Source organism: Mycoavidus sp. HKI (assembly GCF_020023735.2).
In the GTDB taxonomy this organism is placed as follows: domain Bacteria; phylum Pseudomonadota; class Gammaproteobacteria; order Burkholderiales; family Burkholderiaceae; genus Mycoavidus.
The window spans coordinates 1,357,310-1,380,079 of record NZ_CP076444.2 but is presented as its reverse complement, the minus strand read 5'-3'; the positions used below and the strand labels follow the sequence as shown (position 1 = coordinate 1,380,079).

Genomic DNA, 22,770 nt, shown 5'->3' with positions numbered 1-22,770 from the left:
CTGTCAGTTATTTGATTGAAGCTGTCGTGTGTTTACACACTCCTTCCTGGGCGCTAATTGCGATCCGCTAAATGGCCAGGCCGTGCTGCGGGAGGTTTAATTAACCCGCTATTTCTCGACAAACTTGAGGAAAGGTGAGCGTCAGATGATGCAACAATTTCAATCAAATTCGTATTTATTTGGCGGTAATGCGCCATATGTTGAAGAGCTTTATGAGGCTTATCTCAACAATCCCGCTTCAGTGTCAGATCATTGGCGCGCTTATTTCGATGCGTTGCAGAACGTGCCAGCTGTTGATGGTTCTAATGCAAACGATGTCGCCCATGGCCCAATCGTTGAATCTTTTGCGCAACGCGCTAAAGCAAATGCGTTTTTGCAACGGGCAGGCAGTGCTGATTTGGCGATTGCACGTAAGCAAGTGCATGTTCAATCACTCATTGATGCCTATCGTTTTCTAGGTTCGCGCTGGGCTAACCTTGATCCGCTTAAGCGCCAAGAACGCCAGCAGATCGCTGAGCTTGATCCTGCTTTCTATGGTTTCACGGAAGCTGACATGGATCAAACTTTCGATGCTGGCGACTTATATTTTGGTTCTGAGCAAGCCACGTTGAGGGACATTGTCAAAGCGCTACGCGATACGTATTGCGGCACGATTGGCGTTGAATTCATGTATATCAGCAACCCTGAGCAAAAACGCTGGTGGAAAGAACGCCTTGAATCGATTCGCGCAACGCCGGAGTTTTCCGCTGAAAAGAAAAAGCATATTCTTGAGCGACTCACTGCAGCTGAGGGGCTTGAGCGCTACTTGCATACCAAGTTTGTCGGCCAAAAACGCTTTTCGCTTGAGGGCGGAGAGAGTTTTATTGCAGCGATGGACGAGCTGGTGCATCGTGCTGGCGTCAAAGGGGCGCAAGAAATTGTGATTGGCATGGCGCATCGTGGCCGGTTAAATATCTTAGTCAATACCCTTGGCAAAATGCCAGCAGATCTTTTTGCTGAGTTTGAAGGTAAGCACTTTGATGAATTACCTGCGGGCGATGTCAAATATCATAAAGGTTTTTCAAGCGATGTATCGACCGCAGGTGGTCCCGTTCATTTGTCGCTGGCTTTCAATCCATCCCACCTTGAAATCGTAAACCCAGTCGTGGAAGGCTCGGCCAAAGCACGGATGGAGCGTCGTGGTGACCTAGATGGACGCCAAGTATTACCAGTACAAGTGCATGGCGATGCAGCATTTGCTGGGCAGGGCGTTGTGATGGAAACGCTTAACCTAGCTCAAACACGTGGTTACGGCACATATGGCACAGTGCACGTAGTGATTAATAATCAAATCGGCTTTACTACATCGGATCCGCGCGATGCGCGCTCAACGTTGTATTGCTCAGATGTCGTCAAGATGATCGAAGCGCCGGTGCTGCATGTGAATGGCGATGATCCAGAAGCAGTGATCCTGGCGACTCAACTCGCTGTCGATTTCCGCACGCAATTCCATCAAGATGTCGTGCTAGATATCGTTTGCTTTCGCAAGCTTGGACACAATGAGCAAGATACCCCTGCGGTAACGCAGCCGTTGATGTACAAAAAAATTGCTCAGCATCCAGGCACGCGCGCGCTATATGCGCAAAAGCTGGTCGCGCAAGGCGTCTTAACCAGCGATGAAGCGGATGCTTATGTGAAGCGCTATCGCAAAGCAATGGACGAAGGGCAACATACGGTTGATCCAGTGTTGTCGAATTACAAGAGTAAGTATGCGGTAGATTGGATGCCATTTTTAAATCGTAAATGGACCGATGCGGCGGACACTGCTGTGCCACTGGCTGAGCTGAAACGCTTAGCTGAGCGCGTGACGACAATTCCAGAAACGCTCAAGTTGCATCCTTTAGTTGAGCGCGTGATCAATGACCGCCGTGCGATGGGTAAAGGCGAGGCACCGCTTGATTGGGGCATGGGCGAACACCTGGCTTATGCTTCGTTAGTGGCTTCTGGCTATGCTGTACGTTTAACTGGCCAAGACAGCGGCCGCGGTACATTTACACACCGACATTCGGTGCTGCATGATCAAAATCGCGAAAGCTGGGATCATGGCAGTTATATTCCATTGCAACATGTGACCGATAATCAGGCCGTATTCAATGTGATTGACTCGGTGCTGTCGGAAGAGGCGGTTCTCGGTTTTGAATACGGTTATTCAACGGCTGAGCCAAACACGCTGGTGGTATGGGAAGCGCAGTTTGGTGATTTCGCGAATGGCGCACAGGTCGTGATTGACCAATTTATTTCATCGGGTGAAGTCAAGTGGGGCCGTGTTTCAGGCCTGACGATGCTGTTGCCCCATGGTTATGAAGGCCAAGGGCCAGAGCATTCATCGGCGCGGATTGAACGTTATTTGCAGTTGTGCGCAGATAACAATATGCAAGTGGTGCAGCCGACAACGCCAGCGCAGATTTTCCATCTATTGCGCCGGCAGATGATTCGTCTGTTCCGTAAGCCATTAATCGTGGCAACACCAAAATCACTGCTGCGTCATAAAGAAGCGGTGAGCAGCTTGTCTGAGCTTGCCAAAGGGACCTTCCGCACGATCATTGGTGAAACCGATACGGCGCTCGATCCTAAAAAGATCAAGCGGGTAGTGCTCTGCTCCGGCCGAGTCTATTTTGATCTGGTCGCACATCGCCGCGAAGCCAAACTGAAAGATGCCGTAATTATCCGCGTTGAGCAGCTTTATCCATTTCCCCATAAAGCGTTTGAAACGGAACTCAAGAAATATGAGCATGCAACCGAAGTAGTCTGGGTCCAAGATGAGCCGCAAAACCAAGGACCTTGGTTCTATATCGAGCATCATTTGCTGGAAGGCATGAAAGAAGGGCAGAAGCTCGCGTATAGTGGCCGCCCAGCCTCTGCTTCGCCTGCGGTCGGCTATTACGCCAAACATTATGAGCAGCAAAAGCAGCTTATTGATGGAGCGTTTGGCCGTTTGAAAGGTGCAGTGCGCGTGAAATAAAAGCGTTGGGCCCAATTGGGCCCACGCTGTATGAAATAAGTGTGCGAGTATTTTGCGTTAGCGTTGGTTATGTAGCAAAATAGACGTGTAGTCGGTTTTTTAAAGATATGTTCAGGAAAGTCAATGGCTATTGTAGAAGTCAAGGTCCCGCAGCTGTCCGAATCCGTCGCTGATGCGACGCTGCTGCAATGGAAAAAGCGTCCCGGTGAAGCGGTCGCGCAAGATGAGATTGTGATTGAAGTTGAGACGGATAAGGTGGTGCTTGAAGTGCCTGCGCCTGCCGCCGGCATCATGGCACAAATTATCCGCCAAGACGGCGACACCGTGATTGCGGATGAAGTCATCGCCAGAATTGATACTGAGGCGCAAGCGTCGGTATCGAGTGAGGCCCAAGCAACGCCGGCAGCGAGCGCGCCAGCCTCTGCCGCGCCAACTGAACCAGTCAGTGCAAAAGCGATGCCTTCAGCCGCGAAACTGATGGATGAAAAAGGCATTAGCGCCGCTCAACTGGAAGGCAGTGGGCGCGATGGGCGGATCACGAAGGGTGATGTACTCGCCGTTCAATCAGCCAAGCCTGCGGTCGCAACAGTTTCCACCACGCCACTGCGCGCGGTTGCCAAACCGGCGCTGCCTGAGGTTAAAGCTGCGGTCAATACGAGCCAATCGCTCGACGGCCGGCCTGAGCAAAGAGTGCCGATGTCACGCTTGCGCGCACGGATTGCACAGCGCTTGCTTGAATCGCAACAAACGAATGCTATTTTGACGACCTTTAACGAGGTCAATATGCAGCCTGTTATGGAGCTGCGTAGTAAGTACAAAGATAAATTTGAAAAAGCACATGGCGCGCGTTTGGGCTTTATGTCCTTCTTCGTTAAAGCCGCTGTGCATGCATTAAAGAAATATCCAATCGTGAATGCCTCCGTGGATGGCAACGATATCGTCTATCACGGCTACTTCGATATCGGTATCGCAGTTGGTTCACCGCGTGGGCTCGTTGTGCCGGTATTGCGTAATGTCGATCAAATGAGTTTGGCGGACATTGAAAACAAGATTGCTGAATACGGTCAAAAGGCGAAAGAGGGCAAACTGTCGCTAGAAGACCTCACCGGCGGCACCTTCTCAATTTCAAACGGTGGCGTATTTGGCTCAATGCTCTCGACGCCAATCATTAATCCGCCGCAATCAGCGATTCTCGGGGTACATGCAACCAAAGAGCGCGCTGTAGTAGAAAATGGTCAAATCGTGATTCGTCCGATGAACTATCTAGCAATGTCTTATGACCACCGTATCATCGATGGCCGTGAAGCAGTATTAGCGCTGGTGGCAATCAAAGAGGCGTTAGAAGACCCAGCCCGACTTCTGCTCGACCTGTAATCCTCTATCACTTCTGCGACCTGAATTATGTCTAATCAATTTGATGTCATCGTGATTGGCGGTGGCCCTGGCGGCTATATTGCCGCCATTCGTGCCGCGCAGCTTGGCAAATCCGTTGCCTGCGTTGAAAAATGGAAAAGTCCAAACGGTGAAGTAGCCCTGGGTGGCACGTGCCTGAATGTGGGCTGTATCCCATCCAAAGCGCTGTTGGCTTCGTCTGAAACCCTTGAGCATACGGCTCATCACCTTGCCGAGCATGGCATTGAAGTGAAGGGCGAAGTGGCTCTTGATTTAGCGAAAATGCTGTCCCGCAAGGACAACATCGTGAGCAAAATGACCAAGGGCATTGAGTTTTTGTTTCGTAAAAACAAAGTGAATTGGTTCAAAGGCCACGCTAAATTTACGGCTCGCAAGAGTGATGGCACTTACCAACTCGAAGTCAGCGGCGAAGGTGCGGCACAAACCATTACCGGTCAGCATGTGATCATTGCAACCGGTTCAAAAGCGCGCCATTTGCCGCAGATCCCCGTCGATAACCGGATTGTTGCCGATAACGAAGGGGCGCTGTCGTTTGATTCAGTACCTAAAAAACTGGCGGTGATCGGTGCGGGTGTCATTGGCCTTGAGCTTGGCTCTGTCTGGCGGCGGCTAGGTGCGCAAGTCACCGTGCTAGAAGCCTCATCAGGCTTTCTGGCGGCAGCTGATGAGGGTGTCTCAAAAGAAGCCTGGAAACACTTGACGAAACAAGGGTTAGAGATTCACCTTGGGGTCAAAATCGGCGCAGTCAAAACCACGCAACAGGGTGTTTCGATTGCCTATACTGATAAAGATGGCAAAGCACAGACGCTGGCTGCTGACCGTTTAATCGTCTCGGTGGGCCGGGTGCCAAATACGGATGGCTTGGGCTTAGAGAATATTGGCTTAGAAGTGAACGAACGTGGCATGATTGACGTCGATGATCATTGCCATACAAAACTGCCTAACCTCTATGCGATTGGCGATGTGGTGCGAGGTCCAATGCTCGCCCACAAAGCGGAAGATGAAGGCGTTATGGTCGCCGAAGTGATTGACGGCCAAAAGCCGCATATTGACTACAATTGCATCCCATGGGTGATTTACACTTCGCCAGAAATTGCTTGGGTTGGCAAGACTGAACAGCAACTCAAACAAGAAGGGCGTGCTTACAAAGCGGGGCAATTCCCATTTGCCGCCAATGGCCGCGCGCTGGGTATGGCGAAGGCAGAGGGTTTTGTCAAAATGCTCGCGGACGCCAAAACCGATGAAATTCTTGGCGTGCATATTGTCGCGTCTGCCGCTTCCGATTTAATCGCTGAAGCGGTGGTTGCGATGGAATTCAAAGCCGCCTCTGAAGATATCGGTCGTATCTGCCATCCTCACCCATCCTTGTCTGAAGTGATGCGTGAAGCGGCGTTGGCCGTGGAAAAGCGCGCGCTGAATATGTAGTGCGTGATAAATAAATGCTAAAAGCCCAGCAAAGGCGAATAAAAAAGGCGAGGCGACTCGTCTTTTTTATTTGGGTGCGCAATGAATGTCATTGAATATTACGAGCGTGAGCTCGAAAGCCGTGGTTATCGTGTGGACTCGGCTCAGCGTGCGGCCGTGATGGGTTTACAACGTTGTTATGATCAATGGGTCAACTACCAAGCTCGGCACTCCAACCTATTCCTGAAGTGGCTCAACCAGGGTGAATTGCCTAAAGGCATTTATATGTGGGGGGGCGTTGGGCGTGGCAAAAGCTTCTTGATGGATAGCTTTTATGCCTGTGTGCCACTACAAAATAAAATCCGACTGCATTTTCATGAGTTTATGCGTGAAGTGCACCGGCAGCTTGAAGACCTTAAAAAAACCGCTAATCCATTGGATCATTTAGCGCGCGATATTGCCAAACGCTATCGCTTAATTTGCTTTGATGAATTCCACGTGTCGGATATTGCCGATGCAATGATCCTGTCTCGTTTGCTTGAGCGCTTATTCAAAAGTGGCGTGCAATTTGTGGCAACCTCAAATTACCACCCCGACCTGCTGTACCCAGATGGCCTGCATCGTGACCGGATGTTGCCGGCGATCGATCTGCTCAATACCAAGCTTGAAATCATCAACGTCGATGGTGGCGTCGATTATCGGCAACGGACCTTCGCACAAGCGAATATTTACTATACGCCGCTGAGCGAGTCAGTTGATGAAGCCTTGCGTCAAACTTTTGTGGCGCTGGCAGCCATGCCGGATGAAAGCCCACTATTGCGTATTGAGCAACGTAAACTTCTTGCGTTACGTCGTGCTGGCCAAGTTGTTTGGTTTGATTTTGCAACCCTGTGTGGTGGCCCTCGTTCACAAAATGACTATCTTGAACTCGCCAATCGCTTTCATACGATCATCCTTTCAAATGTGCCGCAACTGACTCCGCGCATGGCGTCTGAGGCCCGCCGTTTTACCTGGCTGATCGATGTTTTATATGATCATAAAGTTAAGCTCTTAATATCAGCTGAAGTGCCACCTGCAGAGCTTTATTTTGGTGGCCCACTGGTCAATGAATTTGCGCGTACCGTGTCGCGGATTATTGAAATGCAGTCAAAAACCTACCTAGAAACACCATGCCGGGCGATGAGCACTTCACTGACGGCGCCGACTTAACTGACAAGAGAAGATCAGTGGCTAGCATCTGTAGACCCACAATTTGAGCCCTCAAAATGCCGAGCTACTCAGGCAACGAGGCGCAAGGTAGCTCAGGTTAGTGGGAGCTTGATTTAATACTGCGTGCCCTTTTTTATTATCATTTGTTTGAACAACCTAGCACAGGCCCACGTGCAAAAAACTCTAGGTAAGCTTGGGGTTCACATAAAAAAAACAAAGTCTGATAGGTATGGCAGACTCTATTTTTTGGGCGTGAACCCTAAGCTTTTATATTAGCTTTTTAAATTAACCTTTGAATATGGGCTAAGAATTTGCGCCATTTGTGCGTACAATTTGGCGTTGCCCACCATAATTTCGCCGAGCTCAGCAAAATCTGAGTCTCCGGTGTAATTGCCGACCAATCCGCCTGCTTCAGTCACCATCAGGCTGCCTGCTGCCATATCCCAGAAATGAAGTCCTTGCTCGAAAAAACCATCGAGCCGGCCGGCCGCAACATTGGCCAGATCAAGTGCGGCGGCACCCGGGCGGCGTAGGCTTGCGCACGCTTCTGTCATTTGCCCAAAAAGTTTTAAATAAGTATCCATGCCCTGTTGATCGCGAAATGGAAAACCTGTGCCAAGTAATGCGTCAGCTAACCGGTCGCGGCGTGCCACGCGCAGACGGCGGTCATTCAGGTAGGCGCCGCTGCCACGCGAGGCAGTATAGAGGTCATTGCGGGTTGGATCATAAATCACCGCCTGCATAATCACGTCTTTATGTGAGAGCGCAATCGATACGCAATAATACGGAAAGCCGTGAATAAAATTCGTGGTGCCGTCCAGCGGGTCAATAATCCACTGATAGTCAGAGCAGGATTGCCCAGAGTGGCCTGACTCTTCGGCCAAAATGGCGTGTTTTGGATAAGCGGTCAGCAAGATTTCGATAATGGCCGCCTCAGCGGCTTTATCCACCTCAGTCACAAAATCATTGTGTTGTTTCTTGCTCACTTGAATGTGATCAAGGTCAAGCGAAGCACGGGTAATAATCTGCCCGGCCCGGCGCGCGGCCTTGACGGCAGTATTGAGCATAGGATGCATGAATGAGGTCCTTTTTACCAGCTTTTTGCAAATTTATAAACCCTCTATTTTAACGGACTTATGGACTTTCGAGGGGTAGATATATGCTTCATGCAGGGTTTGCGCATACGCATGGGCGGGATAAGCATTTACAATTGCCTAAAATTTGCTAAATAAGGAAGCCGGACTGGCTATGACAAAAGATCTCACCGGCCTGACCGACCACCTTAATGAACTGACTGCCCATACATCATATATGCCACAAAAAAATGACCCGCAAACGGCCCCGCTAGCATCAGCGCAGTGCTTAGGGAGTGATTTGACATTGACGCGTTTTGTGCTGGTTGAGCCTAGCCATCCCGGTAATGTCGGCGCTGCTGCGCGGGCCTTGAAAACCATGGGGTTTACCCGGCTGGTGCTGGTCAAACCGCGCGAACTCAATGTGCTTAAGCATCCTGACGCGATTGCGATGGCCAGTGGCGCACAGGATGTACTCGCGTCTGTACAGGTTGTCGATTCGCTTGAAGAAGCCTTAGTTGGCGTGCAATGGTCGGTTGCGCTCTCGGCTCGGCCGCGTGGTTATAGTCCGCCCATTTTCACGCCCCGTGCGGCAGCACAACAGGCGTGTTTATTGGCTGCAGGGGGCGGCTTTGCCTATGTTTTCGGTAATGAGCGTGTTGGTTTATCCAATGCAGACGTTGAACGTTGCAGCGCGCTGGTTCATATTCCGGCTAATCCAGTCTACAGTTCACTTAATCTTGCGCAGGCCGTGCAGGTACTCGCTTATGAGCTCAGGATGGCAGGCCTTGAGGAGGTTAGTAATGATCATACACCTGCGTTGGCCAATGGCTTGTCAGTGAGCGCGCTTGCCACCAACGATGAAATTGAACAGATGTTTGCGCATCTTGAAAATGCATTGATTGCCTTAGATTTTTTAGATCCGGCACAGCCGAAAAAGCTGATGCCTAGGCTGCGGCGGCTTTTTGCACGTACGGGGCTTGAGCGTGAGGAAATCAATATTTTGCGTGGCCTAGCCAAACACATTGTATTGAAAACAAAATCATCCGATGTGGCGTAGTGCGGAAGACTCTAGCGGCCACGCCATCATGCCGCTTTGATCCAGCTTTAGATACCCGCCACGTGGGCTGCCATGATCGTAATCCCAATCGGTAAGTACCCAGCGTGTTGCAGTGCCATGCTGGTGTTGGGCGGGCCGGTGAGTATGGCCATGAATCATGGTGGTGGTGCCGTGTTGTGCAAAAAGTTGCCGCACGGCAGCTTCTGTCACATCTCCTAGTATCCGTTCATGCGGGCGTTTTTGCGCACGGCTACGTGCCCGGATGCGCGCGGCTAGCGCTAGCCGCCAAGGTAACGGCCAGCTCAGAAAAAAGCGCTGCAGCGCTCGGCAGCGTACAATTTTTCTAAACCCTTGATAGAAACGATCGGCAGTGCACAGTGCATCGCCATGCGCGAGTGTAATGCGCACGCCAAATGCATAAATAATCGATGGATCCTCTAGCATCTTCGCCCCTGCTGCTTGAGCCAAGTGCGTGCCCAGCAAAAAATCCCGGTTGCCAGGCATGATGTAAAGTTGAATGCCGCGCTCAGTCAGGGTGTGCAACTGCGCGCTGATCTCTTTGGCAAAGGGCGTGACGAGCATATCGTCACCAATCCAATACTCAAATAAATCGCCAAGAATATAAACCGCCTGCGCATCGTTTGCGGTGATCTCGATGAAATGCCTAAACGCGGCCACGGTAGATGGAATAGCTGCGCTTAGATGTAAGTCCGAAATAAAATAAACCGGCCGTGCATCGGTTGGCTGATTACTCATGAGGTCATTCGATGCACTGCCAGGTTTAGGCATTTCTGAAAATTCCTTACTCAACGATGAGCGCTTTTTGGAGCACGACGTTTTCAAGGGGTACATCTTGATGGCCTTGCTTTGAGCCTGTTTTGACTGCCTTGATGGTATCGATGATGTCTAAGCCTTCCACCACTTTACCAAAGACGCAATAGCCCCAGCCTTGTGGGGTAGGGTTGGAGAAATCGAGAAAGGCATTATCTGTCACATTAATGAAAAACTGCGCTGAGGCTGAATGCGGGTCGCTGGTGCGGGCCATGGCAATCGCGCCACGCGTGTTTTTTAAACCATTATCGGCTTCATTAGCAATCTGAGCATCAGTGGGTTTTTGTTGCATAGCAGTATCAAAGCCCCCGCCTTGAATCATAAAGTTTGAGATAACACGATGAAAAATCGTATTGTCGTAATGTCCTTTTTTGACATAGTTGATAAAGTTTTCGACCGTCTTAGGTGCTTTGTCAGCGTTGAGTTCGAGTTTAATGACGCCATGGTTGGTGTGAAATTCGATCATCAAAGATATCCTTATTAAAATAAAAATGGAAAAAAAGTAGGTGGATAAAATCCACCGGGAATATGGAAACTCTCTTCATCCCGTGTGAGGGTAGTTAACCATCACATAAAACATGATACTAAGGGAGTCTCTCTTATTTTAAGCCACTGGTGGCCGGCGCGATAGTAAGAGGGCTAGCAGGGTCATGACCTAGTTTGGCGGGCATGGCTAGAATAGCGTCTATTTGCTGTTGCCGCTGAGCAGAAAGCGTATCGCGCGGCTTGAGCTCAAGCGCCTGTTGATATGCTTGGGCGGCAAGTTGTAAATAGAGCGCGCCTAGATTTTTCTGCGTTAGCGCATAGTCAGGGCTAGCGCTGACTGCCGTTTCCAGTGCTACGCGCGCCGCTTCATAGGCGCCATGCTTGCTGTGTAGATAGGCTAAGTTATTGTAGGGCTCAGGTAATTCTGGGTAGCGTTGGATGAGGTCCTGGAACGCGCTCACGGCCTCGCGATCGCGGCCAAGTTGGGTCAGCATGGTGGCGTGCTTAAAGCGTGCTTGCACATCGTTAGGATGGTTTTTGATGCGTTGCTCTAGCGTGTGCAGTTGAGCGGTGAGTCCAGCGTGCTCAGCGCTGGCAATATGGCTGGTGGGTATACTACTGTCCATAGCCAGTTTGGACTGCCCGTATGCGCTACTGAGGGTGCCGCCGGCGCATAAGAGGAATATCCAAATACGCACGGCATAGGCCAGACTGGGGGTCTTCATAGCTTTAAATCCACAATGTTATACTCTCGACCATTTTAACAAAACGTTCGCTATTTTCCAAAATTCCGGTGCGTAAACTTTAGCCTGTAGGTAAAGTATTGACGGCCGGCTCACGGTTTTCTATGAATTCACTGCGCATCTATAACACGCTTACGCGCGACAAGCAGATTTTTATACCCCTGGTGGCTGGCGAAGTCCAGATGTATGTCTGTGGCGTGACGGTGTATGACTATTGTCATCTTGGGCATGCGCGCGTCATGATTGTTTTTGACGTGGTCAGGCGTTGGCTGCGCACGCTTGGCTATCGGGTCACTTATGCCCAGAATATTACTGATATTGATGACAAAATCATTCGCCGCGCCTTAGAAAACGGCGAGACCATTGCCGCGCTGACCGCACGTTTTACCCGTGCGATGCATGAAGATGCTGCGGCACTGGGGGTGGAACGTCCCGATCTTGAGCCGCGTGCGACAGCTTTTGTGCCGCAGATGCTGGCGCTGATTGAGGCCTTGGAAAAAAACGGCTATGCCTATCAGGCGGCCGATGGTGATGTGAATTACGCGGTGCGCAAATTTGCCGCGTATGGTCAGCTCGCAGGCTTTGTTCCCGATGACTTGCGCGCCGGCGAGCGCGTTGCGGCCAACGCGGCTAAGCAAGATCCGCTTGATTTTGTTTTATGGAAGCGTGCCAAGCCCGATGAGCCGGCCGATACTCGCTGGGATTCTAAATGGGGCAGTGGGCGGCCTGGTTGGCATATTGAATGCTCGGCGATGAGTTGTTCATTGCTTGGTAACACATTCGATATTCATGGTGGCGGACAAGATTTGCAGTTTCCGCATCATGAAAATGAAATCGCGCAAAGCGAGGGGGCTAATGGGCATGCATTTGTGAATTACTGGATGCATAATGCCTATGTGCAGATCGATGATGAAAAAATGTCGAAGTCGCTGGGTAATTTTTCTACAATTCGCGATGTGTTGGCTAATTTTGATGCAGAAGTGGTGCGCTTTTTTATCTTGCGCACTCACTATCGCAGCCCAATTAATTACAGCGACACTCATCTTGAAGATGCCCGCGGTGGGTTGACACGTCTTTATACGGCGCTGAAAGAGACTGAACCGGATACCTTGCCGCTGGATTGGAATGAAGCGCATGCGCAACGGTTTCACGCGGCCATGAACGATGACTTTAATACGCCGATCGCGGTTGCTGTACTGTTCGAGTTAGCGCTCGCCGTGAATAAAAGCCGGGATCCGGCGCTGGCGCGGCAGTTAAAGGGCTTAGCTGAGATTCTCGGCTTGCTGGCGCGCGTGCCGCAGGCATTTTTGCAAATCACCCCTGCCGTGAGCACCGCCTTGAATGCTGAGGTGATTGCCGCGCGTATTGCTGAGCGGCAAGCCGCCAAGCGCGCTAAAGATTATCGTGTAGCAGATCAAATTCGTGCAGAGCTTCTGGCCGCGGGTGTGGTGCTTGAGGATAAATCCGATGCGCTGACTGAATGGAGGCGTGCTTGATGAACATGGTCTGCGCGCAATTTGATCCTGATAGGATAACTGAGTGGGCAAAGTAGGGGGTACGATGACCTTAGCCAGTAAGACAGTTCCTAAAGTAGCATTACGCTCGAGTGTGGCCGCGGTCAAAAAGTCGCCGGTACGGGCAACCGCGACAAAAGCGCGCCAGGCAACCAAAGTTGTGGCGTCTGAATCGACCATGGGCAAAGTGACGAGATCCACGGTAGTGACGGCCCAAGCTACGCCCACAGCGAAAGCCACCATGGCTGCTAAACGCGGGCTGCAAGAAACCGCCGTGCCTTTGCCGGTCGACACCTTGCAGCCTACTGCCACGCGGCCAGCCTATTGGGATAAGGCCTGCGCCGACCTAGTGAAGCGCGATCGGATTCTTAAAAAGTTGATTCCGAAGTTTGGTCCGGTCCATTTGATTGGCCGGGGAGAACCCTTTGTCACTTTAGCTCGTTCAATTGTAGGCCAGCAAATTTCAGTGAAAGCGGCGCAAACGGTTTGGCAGCGGGTTGAAAAAACATGCCCTAAATTGACTCCTAAGCAGTTTTTGAAATTCGATGTCGAAACACTTGCCCAGTGCGGCCTGTCAAAAAGAAAAGCGGAATACATTCTTGACCTGGCGCAGCATTTTGTATCGGGTGCGCTGCATGTTGATAAGTGGACAACCATGGATGACGAGACGGTGATCCTGGAGCTGACGCAAATTCGTGGGATTGGCCGTTGGACGGCCGAAATGTTTTTGATTTTTAACCTGCTAAGACCTAATGTGCTGCCGCTTGACGATGTGGGTTTAATTCGTGCGATTGGACTGAATTACTTTAGTGGCGAGCCGGTTACGCGCAGCGAGGCGCGTGAGGTTGCCGCAAATTGGGAACCCTGGCGCACAGTTGCGACTTGGTATATGTGGCGTAGCCTTGATCCACTGCCGGTTGATTATTAAAGCGATTGTTGTAGTGCCCAAGCGTGCACTCAATATAAGCCCTACTTTAGTGTTGACGCCCATGTTTTGCGTGGGAAATAAGGATTGTAAATAAAATGAAAACCACTTTTTTGGATTTTGAGCAGCCGATCGCTGAGCTTGAAACAAAAATCGACGAATTGCGCTTTGTGCAAGATGATTCGGCGGTTGATATTTCAGAGGAAATTGAGCGCCTGTCAAAGAAAAGCCAGCAGCTTACAAAAGATATCTATGCACGGTTGACACCTTGGCAGGTGGTGCAAATTGCTCGACATGCGCAGCGTCCCTATACGCTTGATTACGTCAGGGAAGTCTTCACTGATTTTCATGAGTTGCACGGGGATCGTTCGTTTGCCGATGATCTGTCTATTATTGGTGGTCTGGCGCGCTTTAATGGACAGCCCTGCATGGTAATTGGTCACCAAAAAGGGCGCGATACTAAAGAGCGCGCTCTGCGTAATTTTGGTATGCCTAGACCAGAGGGCTATCGCAAAGCCGAACGTTTGATGCGGCTTGCCGAGAAATTTGGCATCCCTATTTTTACCTTTGTGGATACGCCTGGCGCCTACCCTGGGATTGGCGCCGAAGAACGGGGACAATCCGAAGCCATTGGCCGCAATCTCTATGTCATGGCTGAATTGAAAACCCCGCTGATCGTGACCATCATTGGCGAGGGCGGCTCGGGCGGCGCGCTCGCGATTGCCGTCGCGGATAGCGTTTTAATGCTGCAATTTTCAACTTATTCGGTGATTTCTCCAGAAGGCTGTGCTTCAATTCTTTGGAAAAGCGCGGCCAAAGCGCCGGATGCGGCCGAAGCGCTGAGTCTCACCGCCCATCGTTTAAAGGCCTTGGGTTTGATTGATAAAATTGTCAATGAGCCTTTGGGGGGCGCGCACCGCGATCCCAAAGCCATGGCGGCATTCTTGCGCCGGGCGTTGGTCGATAGCTTGCGCCAGTTACAGGGCATGAGCCTAGTCGACTTGCGCGAGCGGCGCCTTGAGCGTTTAATGGGCTATGGCAAATTCAAGGAAACCACCACCATCGGCTCTGCTCAGCGTTAAAGCCGCTGAGATTAAGCCGGTAGCGCAGGCGCTCTCGGCCGCACTGCTGCCGCTGCATGTCAATCAGACACTGGCGATTGCATTTAGCGGCGGCCTCGACTCGACTGTCTTGCTCCATGCGGCAATTTCATGTGTCGGCGCTGAGCACTGTGTGGCCCTGCACATTCATCATGGCTTAAGTCCGCATGCTGATGCCTGGCTAGCTCACTGTGACGCATTGGCCGCGCAATTTGGCGTGCGTTTTGCCGCGCGTCAGATCGAGATCAATAGGAAGTCCGGCCGCGGTCTTGAAGCCGCTGCGCGGGATCTACGTTATGCGGCTTTGGACGAGCTTTGCCAGGTGCAACAGGCACAGCTCTTGCTACTGGGTCATCATGCGGATGATCAAGCTGAGACAGTCTTGCTGCAATTGTTACGCGGCACAGGGATCGCCGGACTGGCTGCGATGCCCGTGCTGAAAGAACAGAAAAAATCAGCGGATAGTGGGTTAGTAGCGCCTGCTCTCCCGGCCTCAAATCTTCAGGCGCCACCAGGCGCTCAAGCGACAAACCGGCCAAGCTATATGCGGCCATTACTCAATGTACCCCGCGCGGCACTGACAGCTTACGCGAGGCACTATAATTTGCGTTGGCTTGAAGATGAATCGAATACAGATTTGCGTTATACGCGTAATGCCTTGCGTCACGCAGTCTTGCCGCAGATTGGCGCCTATTTTCCGGCTTATCAGACCGCGCTGGCACGGGCCGCGCGGCATGCGGCAGATGCGCAAACTTTATTAGATGAGTTAGCACAACTCGATTTACAGCGTATTGCAGTGCAGCCCAACGCGTATGTGTTATCACACTCCGCGCTGATTGCGCTAAACCAAGAGCACACCTTACGCACGGCCAATGTAATCCGTTACTGGCTGCGTTTGCTTGGTTTGCCGGCGCCCTCAAATGCTCGGCTTGATAATCTACTCAAGCAATTGTGCGCGGCGCGAGCAGACGCTACGATCCAGCTAGAGCATGCTGGGTATCAGTTGCGGGTATATCGTGACAAAGTGTGGTGGGAGCGAACCGATCGGCCTCAAAACCAGTCTCGCGCAGCGGGCGTATTAGCGTCTGACGCCAATGTGCTATTGAAGCCGTCAGACGCAACCCTGCACTGGTCTGGACAAACGGCGTGGCCTCTGGTCCGCTGGCGTGGTACTTTACTTTTTATCGCCAGCCACAGCCATGACAGCCATGAGTTAGCCAGCGTGCCCGCTGCGTTACTCCATTCAGCGCCGCTGCGTGCCAGCCTGCGCCAAGGCGGCGAGCGGATGCGTCAATTGGCGCCAGGCCCTCGCCGCACTTTGAAAAATCTCTTCCAAGAAGCCGGCATCCCTGCCTGGCAGCGTGATGTACCCTGTATCTACGTGGGCGATAGGCTACTTTTTGTACCCTATATCGGTTTGAATTATGAGATTCCTCAATTAAGTGATTTAGCAGAAGCCGAGCGAGTGCATCTTGCATGGCAACCCGACCCTAAGTCCGGAACCAATTCTTCCGGCTAACGTACAGACGACTCACCAGCCCGGTAGAGAATAGTACCCCGACTAAAATGACTGAGCCGCTAGCAATCATATCGACGGATATTTTTTCTCCCAGAAACAGCATGCCCCACAACACGCCAAAAATAGGGACTAAAAACATCACCGAAATGGCATAAGTGGGCTCTGTAGTCGCAATCAGATGAAAATACACAATGAACGCAATGGCCGTGCAGGCAATGCCCAAGGTGGCGACAACCGCCCAGGACTGCCAGGGTACGCTGACGCTTGGCCATTGAATAATGGCAATCGGAATCAGCGCCATGGCAGAGCACATCATGCTGCCGGTTGCGATCTCCAGGGGCTTTAGCGTGCTTAAATAATGCCGCGTATAGTTAGCGCTGATGCCATACATGGCTGAGGCCACCAGTGAAGCCAGGACGGCCAGTAGAATAGGCGAGGTGTCTGGCGTTTCCTCAAGTATATCTACAGAGATAGGCAGGTGGTGCCAAACCAGCAACACGACCCCAGTAAAACCAATCATCAAGCCTATCGTGCGGGATAAGTCTAAGCGCTCTTTAAACCATACCCGTGCAACCACCGCGCCCCAAAGGGGAGCTGTCGCCATAATCACGGCAGTTAGCCCGGCAGAGATCGTGAGTTCGGCATAAGCAAATAGAACGAAGGGCAAGGCGGCATTCAACATGCCTACTACACACAATGGCCAGAGATTAGCACGTAGGGTGTGTAAGCTGTTGACACCATGCTTATATAAGAGAATTGCCAGCAAAAAGAGCGCGGCGATAGTGACACGTACTGCCATCAACGGAGTCGGGCCGAAAGTAGAAACCCCCATGCTGATAAAAAGAAACGAAGCGCCCCAGAGCGCCGAAAGGAAAAATAAAAAGAAAAATGATTTGTAGTTCACGTGTGATCCCCAGCACGAGTTTTTATGCTGTATAAATATACAGTATTGTATGAGACTAGGCAAGAAATCATGATGGTGGTTTTCGGTGGGTGGGTTGTGTAATGCTTCAATCAGCGTGCGGCCAGGAGTATTCGTATTGGCGTCAGTGGTTTCGTGAAGGCAGCGTGAAAATTCATTCAGTTATACGATATTCTGCCCAATAAGCTTGTTTTTTCAGCGTGCTTCATGTAGTTTTCAACGCTTGCCTGCAGATGCATCGCTCGCGATACGCTCGTGCTGGTTATCCTTTTGTTTCAGCAAATACCTATGGCTCTAATTGTACATAAATATGGCGGCACTTCGATGGGTTCGGTCGAGCGCATCAAAAATGTTGCGTTGCGCGTCGCCAAATGGCATAAGGCTGGCTATCAGATTGTTGTAGTCCCCTCAGCCATGTCTGGCGAAACCAATCGTTTGCTTAAGCTCGCCCATGAAATTTCTCCCCAGCCTGATCCGCGCGAATTGGATATCGTAGCCGCCACTGGAGAACAGGTGAGTGTGGGTTTACTGGCCATCGCCCTCAAAGAATTAGGGTTTGATGCGCGTAGCTACGCGGGCTGGCAGGTGCCAATTAAAACCGATAATACTCATACCAAGGCGCGGATTGTTGAGATTGACGGCAAACGCGTGCAGCAAGATCTTGACGCCGGTCGCATCGTCATGATTGCCGGTTTTCAAGGGGTGGATAGCGCGCACAATATCACCACTTTGGGGCGCGGCGGCACAGATACCTCAGCCGTAGCGATAGCGGCTGCGCTCAACGCGGATGAATGTTTAATTTATACCGATGTGGATGGCGTTTATACCACCGATCCGCGCGTGGTCGAGGGCGCGCGCCGCCTTGAGCGCATTACATTTGAAGAAATGCTAGAAATGGCAAGCCTAGGGTCGAAGGTATTGCAAATTCGCTCAGTTGAATTTGCTGGAAAATATCAGGTTAAAACACGTGTTTTATCCAGCCTGACTGACCCTTTGATACCCCTTGAGGAAGAAATGCACTCGGGTACGCTGATTACTTTTGAAGAAGATAAATCTATGGAACAAGCTTTTATTTCCGGCATTGCCTTTCAGCGCGATGAAGGTCGGATCGTCGTCGTTGGCGTCCCGGACACCCCGGGTATTGCCTATCAAATACTGGGCTCGATTGCCGATGCGAATATTGATGTTGATATGATTATTCAAAACCAGAGCGTAGAAGGCAAAACGGATTTTACATTTACCGTTGGCCGCAGCGACTATGCGCGCGCAATGGATATTCTGAATCAACACATCAAAGGCAAAGTCAACGCTCAACAAGTGCTGGGCGACCCGAAAGTCTCCAAAGTCTCGGTCGTTGGGGTTGGCATGCGTTCGCATGTTGGCATTGCCAGCAAGATGTTTCGCACCCTCTCGGAAGAAGGGATCAATATTCAAATGATCTCCACTTCAGAAATCAAAATCTCAGTGCTCATCGATGAGGAATATATGGAACTGGCCGTGCGCGCACTGCATAAAGCGTTTGAATTGGAGCAGGGGCAAAGTAAAGTTTAAGTAGCGTACGCCCACGCGAAGCGACAATAGGCGACTAAGACTCGCTAACAAAACAATGGGCCGACCATAACCGGCTCCGCACTCCTTCCTCGCCTAGGCCGAGGATCAGAGCGGAACGGTTATGGCAATCCAGGCGCACCTAATTAAAGATTTTTGGGTAGAACAGGCGTTTTTAAGGGATCAAAATTGCTCCATTGTCCGTTCTCCCAGCGTCCATGTGCTCGTTCAATATCTTTTGCGTTAGCCTGGCGCAATACCGCAGTGGCATCTGCTTGATTATTGACCGTCACATGAATCGCAACCAGCACGCCAGATTGATGTATTTTGGCAGAGGTCCGCTCTTGCGTAGAGGTAAGTGTTTTGGCCATCGCGCCCATCAATGACCCAAGATAAGCACCCACCAAGGCAGCAATGAGAGTGAGCAGCAGTGGAAAGCCAAAGACCGCACAGAGCATGGCACCGATGCTTGCGCCAAGCGCCGCACCCAATACCAGCCCCATGCCTGCACCTTTAGAAATGGACTTTGAACCGCGATCTGCAACTTGAGCACCACTGCCTACCAGGGGGTCATGCTGACCTGGAGGATTAACAAAGAAAAGTGTCACATCCTCTTCTTTAAATCCGTGTGCAAATAAGATTTGGGCGGCTTTCTGGGCCTCAGCGAAAGTATCAAAACGTCCAGCGACGATCAGCGACATAAAAAATTACCTTACGTTAAATTTACAGTTACATTGATTAGAGCGGCATGCTTGACTTGTAAAATTTACAGGACTTATCTGATTTCCCCCGCTTTGATATCTAGCGAATCCTTAAAATATAGTACATTTCCTAGCGTTGAGATGGTTTTTTCGACTTAACCTAGTGGCCATCAAATGCAGTTAAATTTGACCTCGAAACCCGAACCCGCTATCATCCCGGTTTTGCCGCATTTATCTTCAAATGCGAACAAGATTCGGAGACGTGGCCGAGAGGTCGAAGGCACTCCCCTGCTAAGGGAGCATGTGGACAAAATCCGCATCGAGGGTTCGAATCCCTCCGTCTCCGCCAGTTACCTTCGGCGGCAGCCAAAATATCCCCCTTCGAATTAACCGAAAAGCCTTGTAAAATAAGGGCTTAACGGGGGATTTATCCCCTTAAGCTCCAATCAAAAACAGCGCAATCGGATCCACGTACACAGAGACCTTGTAGGTATCCGTAGAGAAAGTATGTAAGGATGCCTACAAATTCGCTCTCAGACGCTAAATGCAAAGCTGTTCTTTAGTCATCTCCATTCTCGGATAAGCATAAATCTAGCAATGCTACGCTGCGTAAATCAGTGACTAATACAGTTTAGAGCGGTTGACGACTTCGTGCCGGGTACGCTCGTTATCCTGTTGTCAGTTTGAATATCTTGTGTGACGGCAGGCAATATCTAGAATTTCATCCGCCAGTGTGCTCTTTTGTCCCCCGCGCACGTATTGCTTGCGAAACTAGAGACGCCGCCCATCTAATCTGGGCTCAAATCAATGAGTTAATGTGCCTCTCCACTTTGACAAATTGCCGTTTAAGGTAGGAGCACGTATGCCATTGCTTACAATCAACCGCGTAATGCGAATACACCTATTATGAGAATCGGTCTACAATCCGCCACAGAGTCTTTCTTTGTGGCCTTGTAGTGCTCAGGGTCCTGGCTGTATTTAAGTATATCTCCAGTTCCCGCGCTTCTATACTTCTTTAAAGAAGGGCTCTTTGGGAGATTTTCGGACTGTTTCTAAAATAACTATGGAGGTATGAATGAGCGATTTTGAAAAGCGTGTAAAGACGATCGTTGCTGAGCAATTGGGTGTAGCAGAAGCAGAAGTTAAAAACGAAGCGAGCTTTGTAAATGATCTAGGTGCTGATTCTCTCGATACAGTCGAGCTAGTGATGGCTCTCGAAGATGAATTCGGGATTGAAATCCCCGATGAAGAAGCCGAAAAAATTACGACCGTGCAACATGCGATCGACTACGCTCGGGCCCACGAAAAGGCTGCGGGCAATTAAACAAATGCAGAAAAGCTTACGCTTTCAGTATGCGTAGCCGCAGCACCCGTGTCATCTTTCATGGGTGCTGTGGCCTTTTTTCGTAAGAACGCCATGAACCCCAGGCTTGTCGCTTAAAGCTAGTGAATTTATACTTGCATCCATCTAAATATCGATGGAGTGAGCATAAAGATGGAAACAGAATTTTGACGTGCGATCAAATTAATCGCTACCAGCTCGGTCTTAGAAGAGCACGGTGGCATATTAATGACAACATTCTTTAGCTCGCCATCAATCACCTTCTGAACCGTGTCGGCAATCAAAGCATGGTGCCAGTTCAGATGAAACCGAATGCCCTGGCGGTACTTAAAGAAATAACGAGTAAAAAATAGGTGCCTTTGCTCACATTTGGCTTTAGCTGTTACCAAACCCGCAACCTTTCTTTGCTGTGTTGGCCGATCTCCGGTCGCAAAACACATAATAAGTCGCACATTCTACTAGTTCTCACCAATTCGATCATTTGTTGGCGAAATGCCGCTGGATACGGCACTCTGGATTGACTTATTATGGACTCCTTGAAATTATGAAAAGATTGCTTGACTGGGGAGACAGAGTTCGCCTCAGGTTGTTGAAAAAATGTCGTATTTATTTTGTATTCGCGTTGACGAGCCTCTATTTGCTAGTGGCCTACGCGAATGGACTGGTTACACCGAACGTGAATTCTGTCGCGCTACCACAGGTTGTTGCGCATCGCGGCGGCACTGGCGATGCTCCGGAGAATACGCTTGAAGCGATCAGGCTCGCAGTTGCGCACGGCGCCGATGGAATGTGGCTCACCGTGCAGTTGAGCAAAGATGGTGTGCCGATACTATATCGCCCTACCGATCTCGCCTCGTTAACAAATGCGTCCGGCCCGGTCGCAAATTACACAGCGGCCGAATTGGCACGGATGAATGTCGGATGGAGTTTCAAGAACGAGCATGGGCAATATCCATATTGCGACCGTCCGATTGGCATTCCGACACTACGCGACGCTTTGCGCTCGCTACCAGTTGGCATGCCAGTAGTGCTCGATATGAAAGCGCTACCCGCTGAGCCACAGGCGCGTGCGGTGGCGCAGGTGCTGAGCGACGAGAACGCGTGGCCGCATGTATTAATTTATTCAACCGAGGCCGCGTATCAACAGGCTTTCAACAGCTATCCACAAGCCCGGTTATTCGAATCGCGCGATGCAACGCGCAGCCGGCTAGTAAAAATTTTACTCAATGAAGGCTACGAAAGCGTACCACTTACGTCTGTATGGACTGGTTTCGAATTGCACCGAAAGCTGGTGGTGGCGGAAAATTTCACTCTTGGCGAAGGTATCTCGCAAGTCAATGGGATGATGTGGACACCTGCGACAGTTGCCTGTTTCCGTCATCAGCAGGCGTCAGTGAAAATCCTGGCGTTTGCAGTAAATAATGCGCTCGACTACCAAACTGCAGCGTGTCTCGGCCTGGACGCAGTATTATCGGACTCGCCGCGGAAGATGGCGGCGATCAAGGTCGGTTTAAGCCATAAGCCATTACAGTGCGAGGCAACTTCAAAGAGCTCCATTGTCATGCGCTAGCCACAGACGAAATCTCAATATTTATTTTCTCAAGATAACTGAGTGGATTAATTTTTACTTTAATAAGGCCGGTCTCTATGACTTTTCAGAGGCTAATTATTCTCAAGGTTTTTATAGCACGATTGCCCTGGGTATACGGATCAGCCGAATCAGGGTTTACGGATCAAGGGCTATTGAGAAGACGGTCGCAGTGTCTATATCGAAGATAGTGAATATGGAGCGATTTATGCGAAAGCGGGGACAGGCAAGGCGGAACTATCAGGGGATATACGGCGTGCGCAAAAGCAGTTGGGGCATACGAGCATCAAGATGACGGAACACTATGTGCGTAATCGGCGGGGTGAAAAAGTGGAGCCGACGAAATGAGAGAAGCTGGCAGCATCGTTATTTGTATAAAATCCGGCGACTC

Annotated in this window: 18 protein-coding genes, 1 tRNA gene and 1 pseudogene; 13 read left to right on the top strand and 7 right to left on the bottom strand. The window is 50.6% G+C overall.

Annotation, left to right across the window (positions count from 1 at the left end; translation table 11 throughout):
• Positions 1-145: 145 nt before the first annotated feature.
• The 4 genes from KMZ15_RS05450 (at position 146) to zapE (ending at position 7,027) form a co-directional block, all read left to right on the top strand.
• Positions 146-3,001, top strand: coding sequence for a 2-oxoglutarate dehydrogenase E1 component (locus tag KMZ15_RS05450; RefSeq protein WP_223691401.1), 2,856 nt, complete (start codon positions 146-148; stop codon positions 2,999-3,001).
• Positions 3,002-3,124: 123 nt separating this feature from the next.
• Positions 3,125-4,375 (top strand): 2-oxoglutarate dehydrogenase complex dihydrolipoyllysine-residue succinyltransferase, encoded by a 1,251-nt coding sequence (odhB, locus tag KMZ15_RS05445; protein ID WP_223691399.1) that lies wholly within the window; start codon positions 3,125-3,127, stop codon positions 4,373-4,375.
• Positions 4,376-4,402: 27 nt separating this feature from the next.
• A complete protein-coding gene (gene lpdA, locus KMZ15_RS05440) occupies positions 4,403-5,839 on the top strand; it encodes a dihydrolipoyl dehydrogenase (protein WP_223691397.1) in 1,437 nt (478 codons plus the stop codon).
• Between the two features lie 81 nt (positions 5,840-5,920).
• On the top strand, positions 5,921-7,027 hold the full coding sequence (gene zapE, locus KMZ15_RS05435; protein WP_223691395.1) for a cell division protein ZapE: 1,107 nt from the start codon (positions 5,921-5,923) through the stop codon (positions 7,025-7,027).
• Between the two features lie 272 nt (positions 7,028-7,299).
• Here zapE and KMZ15_RS05430 read toward each other — a convergent pair whose 3' ends face one another.
• On the bottom strand, positions 7,300-8,103 hold the full coding sequence (locus KMZ15_RS05430; protein WP_223691393.1) for an inositol monophosphatase family protein: 804 nt from the start codon (positions 8,101-8,103) through the stop codon (positions 7,300-7,302).
• Between the two features lie 172 nt (positions 8,104-8,275).
• Between KMZ15_RS05430 and KMZ15_RS05425 the strand changes: the two genes are divergently transcribed.
• A complete protein-coding gene (locus tag KMZ15_RS05425; protein ID WP_223691388.1) occupies positions 8,276-9,160 on the top strand; it encodes an RNA methyltransferase in 885 nt (294 codons plus the stop codon).
• Here KMZ15_RS05425 and KMZ15_RS05420 read toward each other — a convergent pair.
• The 3 genes from KMZ15_RS05420 to KMZ15_RS05410 form a co-directional block, all read right to left on the bottom strand.
• Positions 9,143-9,949, bottom strand: coding sequence for a UDP-2,3-diacylglucosamine diphosphatase (locus KMZ15_RS05420; RefSeq protein WP_223691387.1), 807 nt, complete (start codon positions 9,947-9,949; stop codon positions 9,143-9,145). The genes KMZ15_RS05425 and KMZ15_RS05420 overlap by 18 nt on opposite strands.
• A 13-nt stretch (positions 9,950-9,962) precedes the next feature.
• Positions 9,963-10,457, bottom strand: a complete 495-nt coding sequence (locus tag KMZ15_RS05415) for a peptidylprolyl isomerase (RefSeq protein ID WP_223691386.1) — start codon at positions 10,455-10,457, stop codon at positions 9,963-9,965.
• A 133-nt stretch (positions 10,458-10,590) separates the two neighbouring features.
• The gene (locus tag KMZ15_RS05410) at positions 10,591-11,202 is read right to left on the bottom strand and encodes a tetratricopeptide repeat protein (protein ID WP_223691385.1); all 612 of its coding nucleotides are present in this window, start codon (positions 11,200-11,202) and stop codon (positions 10,591-10,593) included.
• A gap of 122 nt (positions 11,203-11,324) precedes the next feature.
• Here KMZ15_RS05410 and cysS point away from each other — a divergent pair, with 122 nt between their 5' ends.
• The 4 genes from cysS (at position 11,325) to tilS (ending at position 16,278) form a co-directional block, all read left to right on the top strand.
• Positions 11,325-12,716 (top strand): cysteine--tRNA ligase, encoded by a 1,392-nt coding sequence (gene cysS, locus KMZ15_RS05405; protein WP_223691383.1) that lies wholly within the window; start codon positions 11,325-11,327, stop codon positions 12,714-12,716.
• Positions 12,717-12,759: 43 nt separating this feature from the next.
• Entirely contained in the window at positions 12,760-13,662 is a 903-nt protein-coding gene (locus KMZ15_RS05400) for a DNA-3-methyladenine glycosylase (protein ID WP_223691381.1), read from the top strand.
• A gap of 95 nt (positions 13,663-13,757) precedes the next feature.
• Positions 13,758-14,741, top strand: a complete 984-nt coding sequence (locus KMZ15_RS05395; protein ID WP_223691379.1) for an acetyl-CoA carboxylase carboxyltransferase subunit alpha — start codon at positions 13,758-13,760, stop codon at positions 14,739-14,741.
• Positions 14,695-16,278 carry a tRNA lysidine(34) synthetase TilS gene (gene tilS / locus KMZ15_RS05390; protein ID WP_223691371.1) on the top strand — a complete coding sequence of 528 codons (1,584 nt, stop codon included), beginning with the start codon at positions 14,695-14,697 and terminating at the stop codon, positions 16,276-16,278. The genes KMZ15_RS05395 and tilS overlap by 47 nt, the downstream gene beginning before the upstream one ends.
• On the opposite strand, the gene KMZ15_RS05385 is transcribed toward tilS, so the two are convergent.
• Positions 16,250-17,182, bottom strand: a complete 933-nt coding sequence (locus KMZ15_RS05385; protein ID WP_223691368.1) for a DMT family transporter — start codon at positions 17,180-17,182, stop codon at positions 16,250-16,252. The two genes, tilS and KMZ15_RS05385, sit on opposite strands and share 29 nt — an antisense overlap.
• Before the next feature lie 306 nt (positions 17,183-17,488).
• On the opposite strand from KMZ15_RS05385, the gene KMZ15_RS05380 reads away from it, so the two are divergent.
• Positions 17,489-18,751, top strand: coding sequence for an aspartate kinase (locus KMZ15_RS05380; protein ID WP_223691366.1), 1,263 nt, complete (start codon positions 17,489-17,491; stop codon positions 18,749-18,751).
• A gap of 143 nt (positions 18,752-18,894) precedes the next feature.
• Here KMZ15_RS05380 and KMZ15_RS05375 read toward each other — a convergent pair whose 3' ends face one another.
• A complete protein-coding gene (locus KMZ15_RS05375; RefSeq protein ID WP_223691364.1) occupies positions 18,895-19,449 on the bottom strand; it encodes a hypothetical protein in 555 nt (184 codons plus the stop codon).
• A 256-nt stretch (positions 19,450-19,705) separates the two neighbouring features.
• On the opposite strand from KMZ15_RS05375, the gene KMZ15_RS05370 reads away from it, so the two are divergent.
• Positions 19,706-19,798 (top strand) — tRNA-Ser (locus KMZ15_RS05370).
• Positions 19,799-20,524: 726 nt separating this feature from the next.
• Positions 20,525-20,773 carry an acyl carrier protein gene (acpP, locus tag KMZ15_RS05365; RefSeq protein WP_223691362.1) on the top strand — a complete coding sequence of 83 codons (249 nt, stop codon included), beginning with the start codon at positions 20,525-20,527 and terminating at the stop codon, positions 20,771-20,773.
• A gap of 188 nt (positions 20,774-20,961) precedes the next feature.
• On the opposite strand, the pseudogene KMZ15_RS05360 reads toward acpP, so the two are convergent.
• Positions 20,962-21,231: pseudogene (locus KMZ15_RS05360) on the bottom strand (hypothetical protein); the annotation flags it as partial.
• Positions 21,232-21,335: 104 nt separating this feature from the next.
• Between KMZ15_RS05360 and KMZ15_RS05355 the strand changes: the two are divergent.
• The gene (locus KMZ15_RS05355; protein ID WP_223691360.1) at positions 21,336-22,361 is read left to right on the top strand and encodes a glycerophosphodiester phosphodiesterase family protein; all 1,026 of its coding nucleotides are present in this window, start codon (positions 21,336-21,338) and stop codon (positions 22,359-22,361) included.
• Positions 22,362-22,770: the final 409 nt, after the last annotated feature.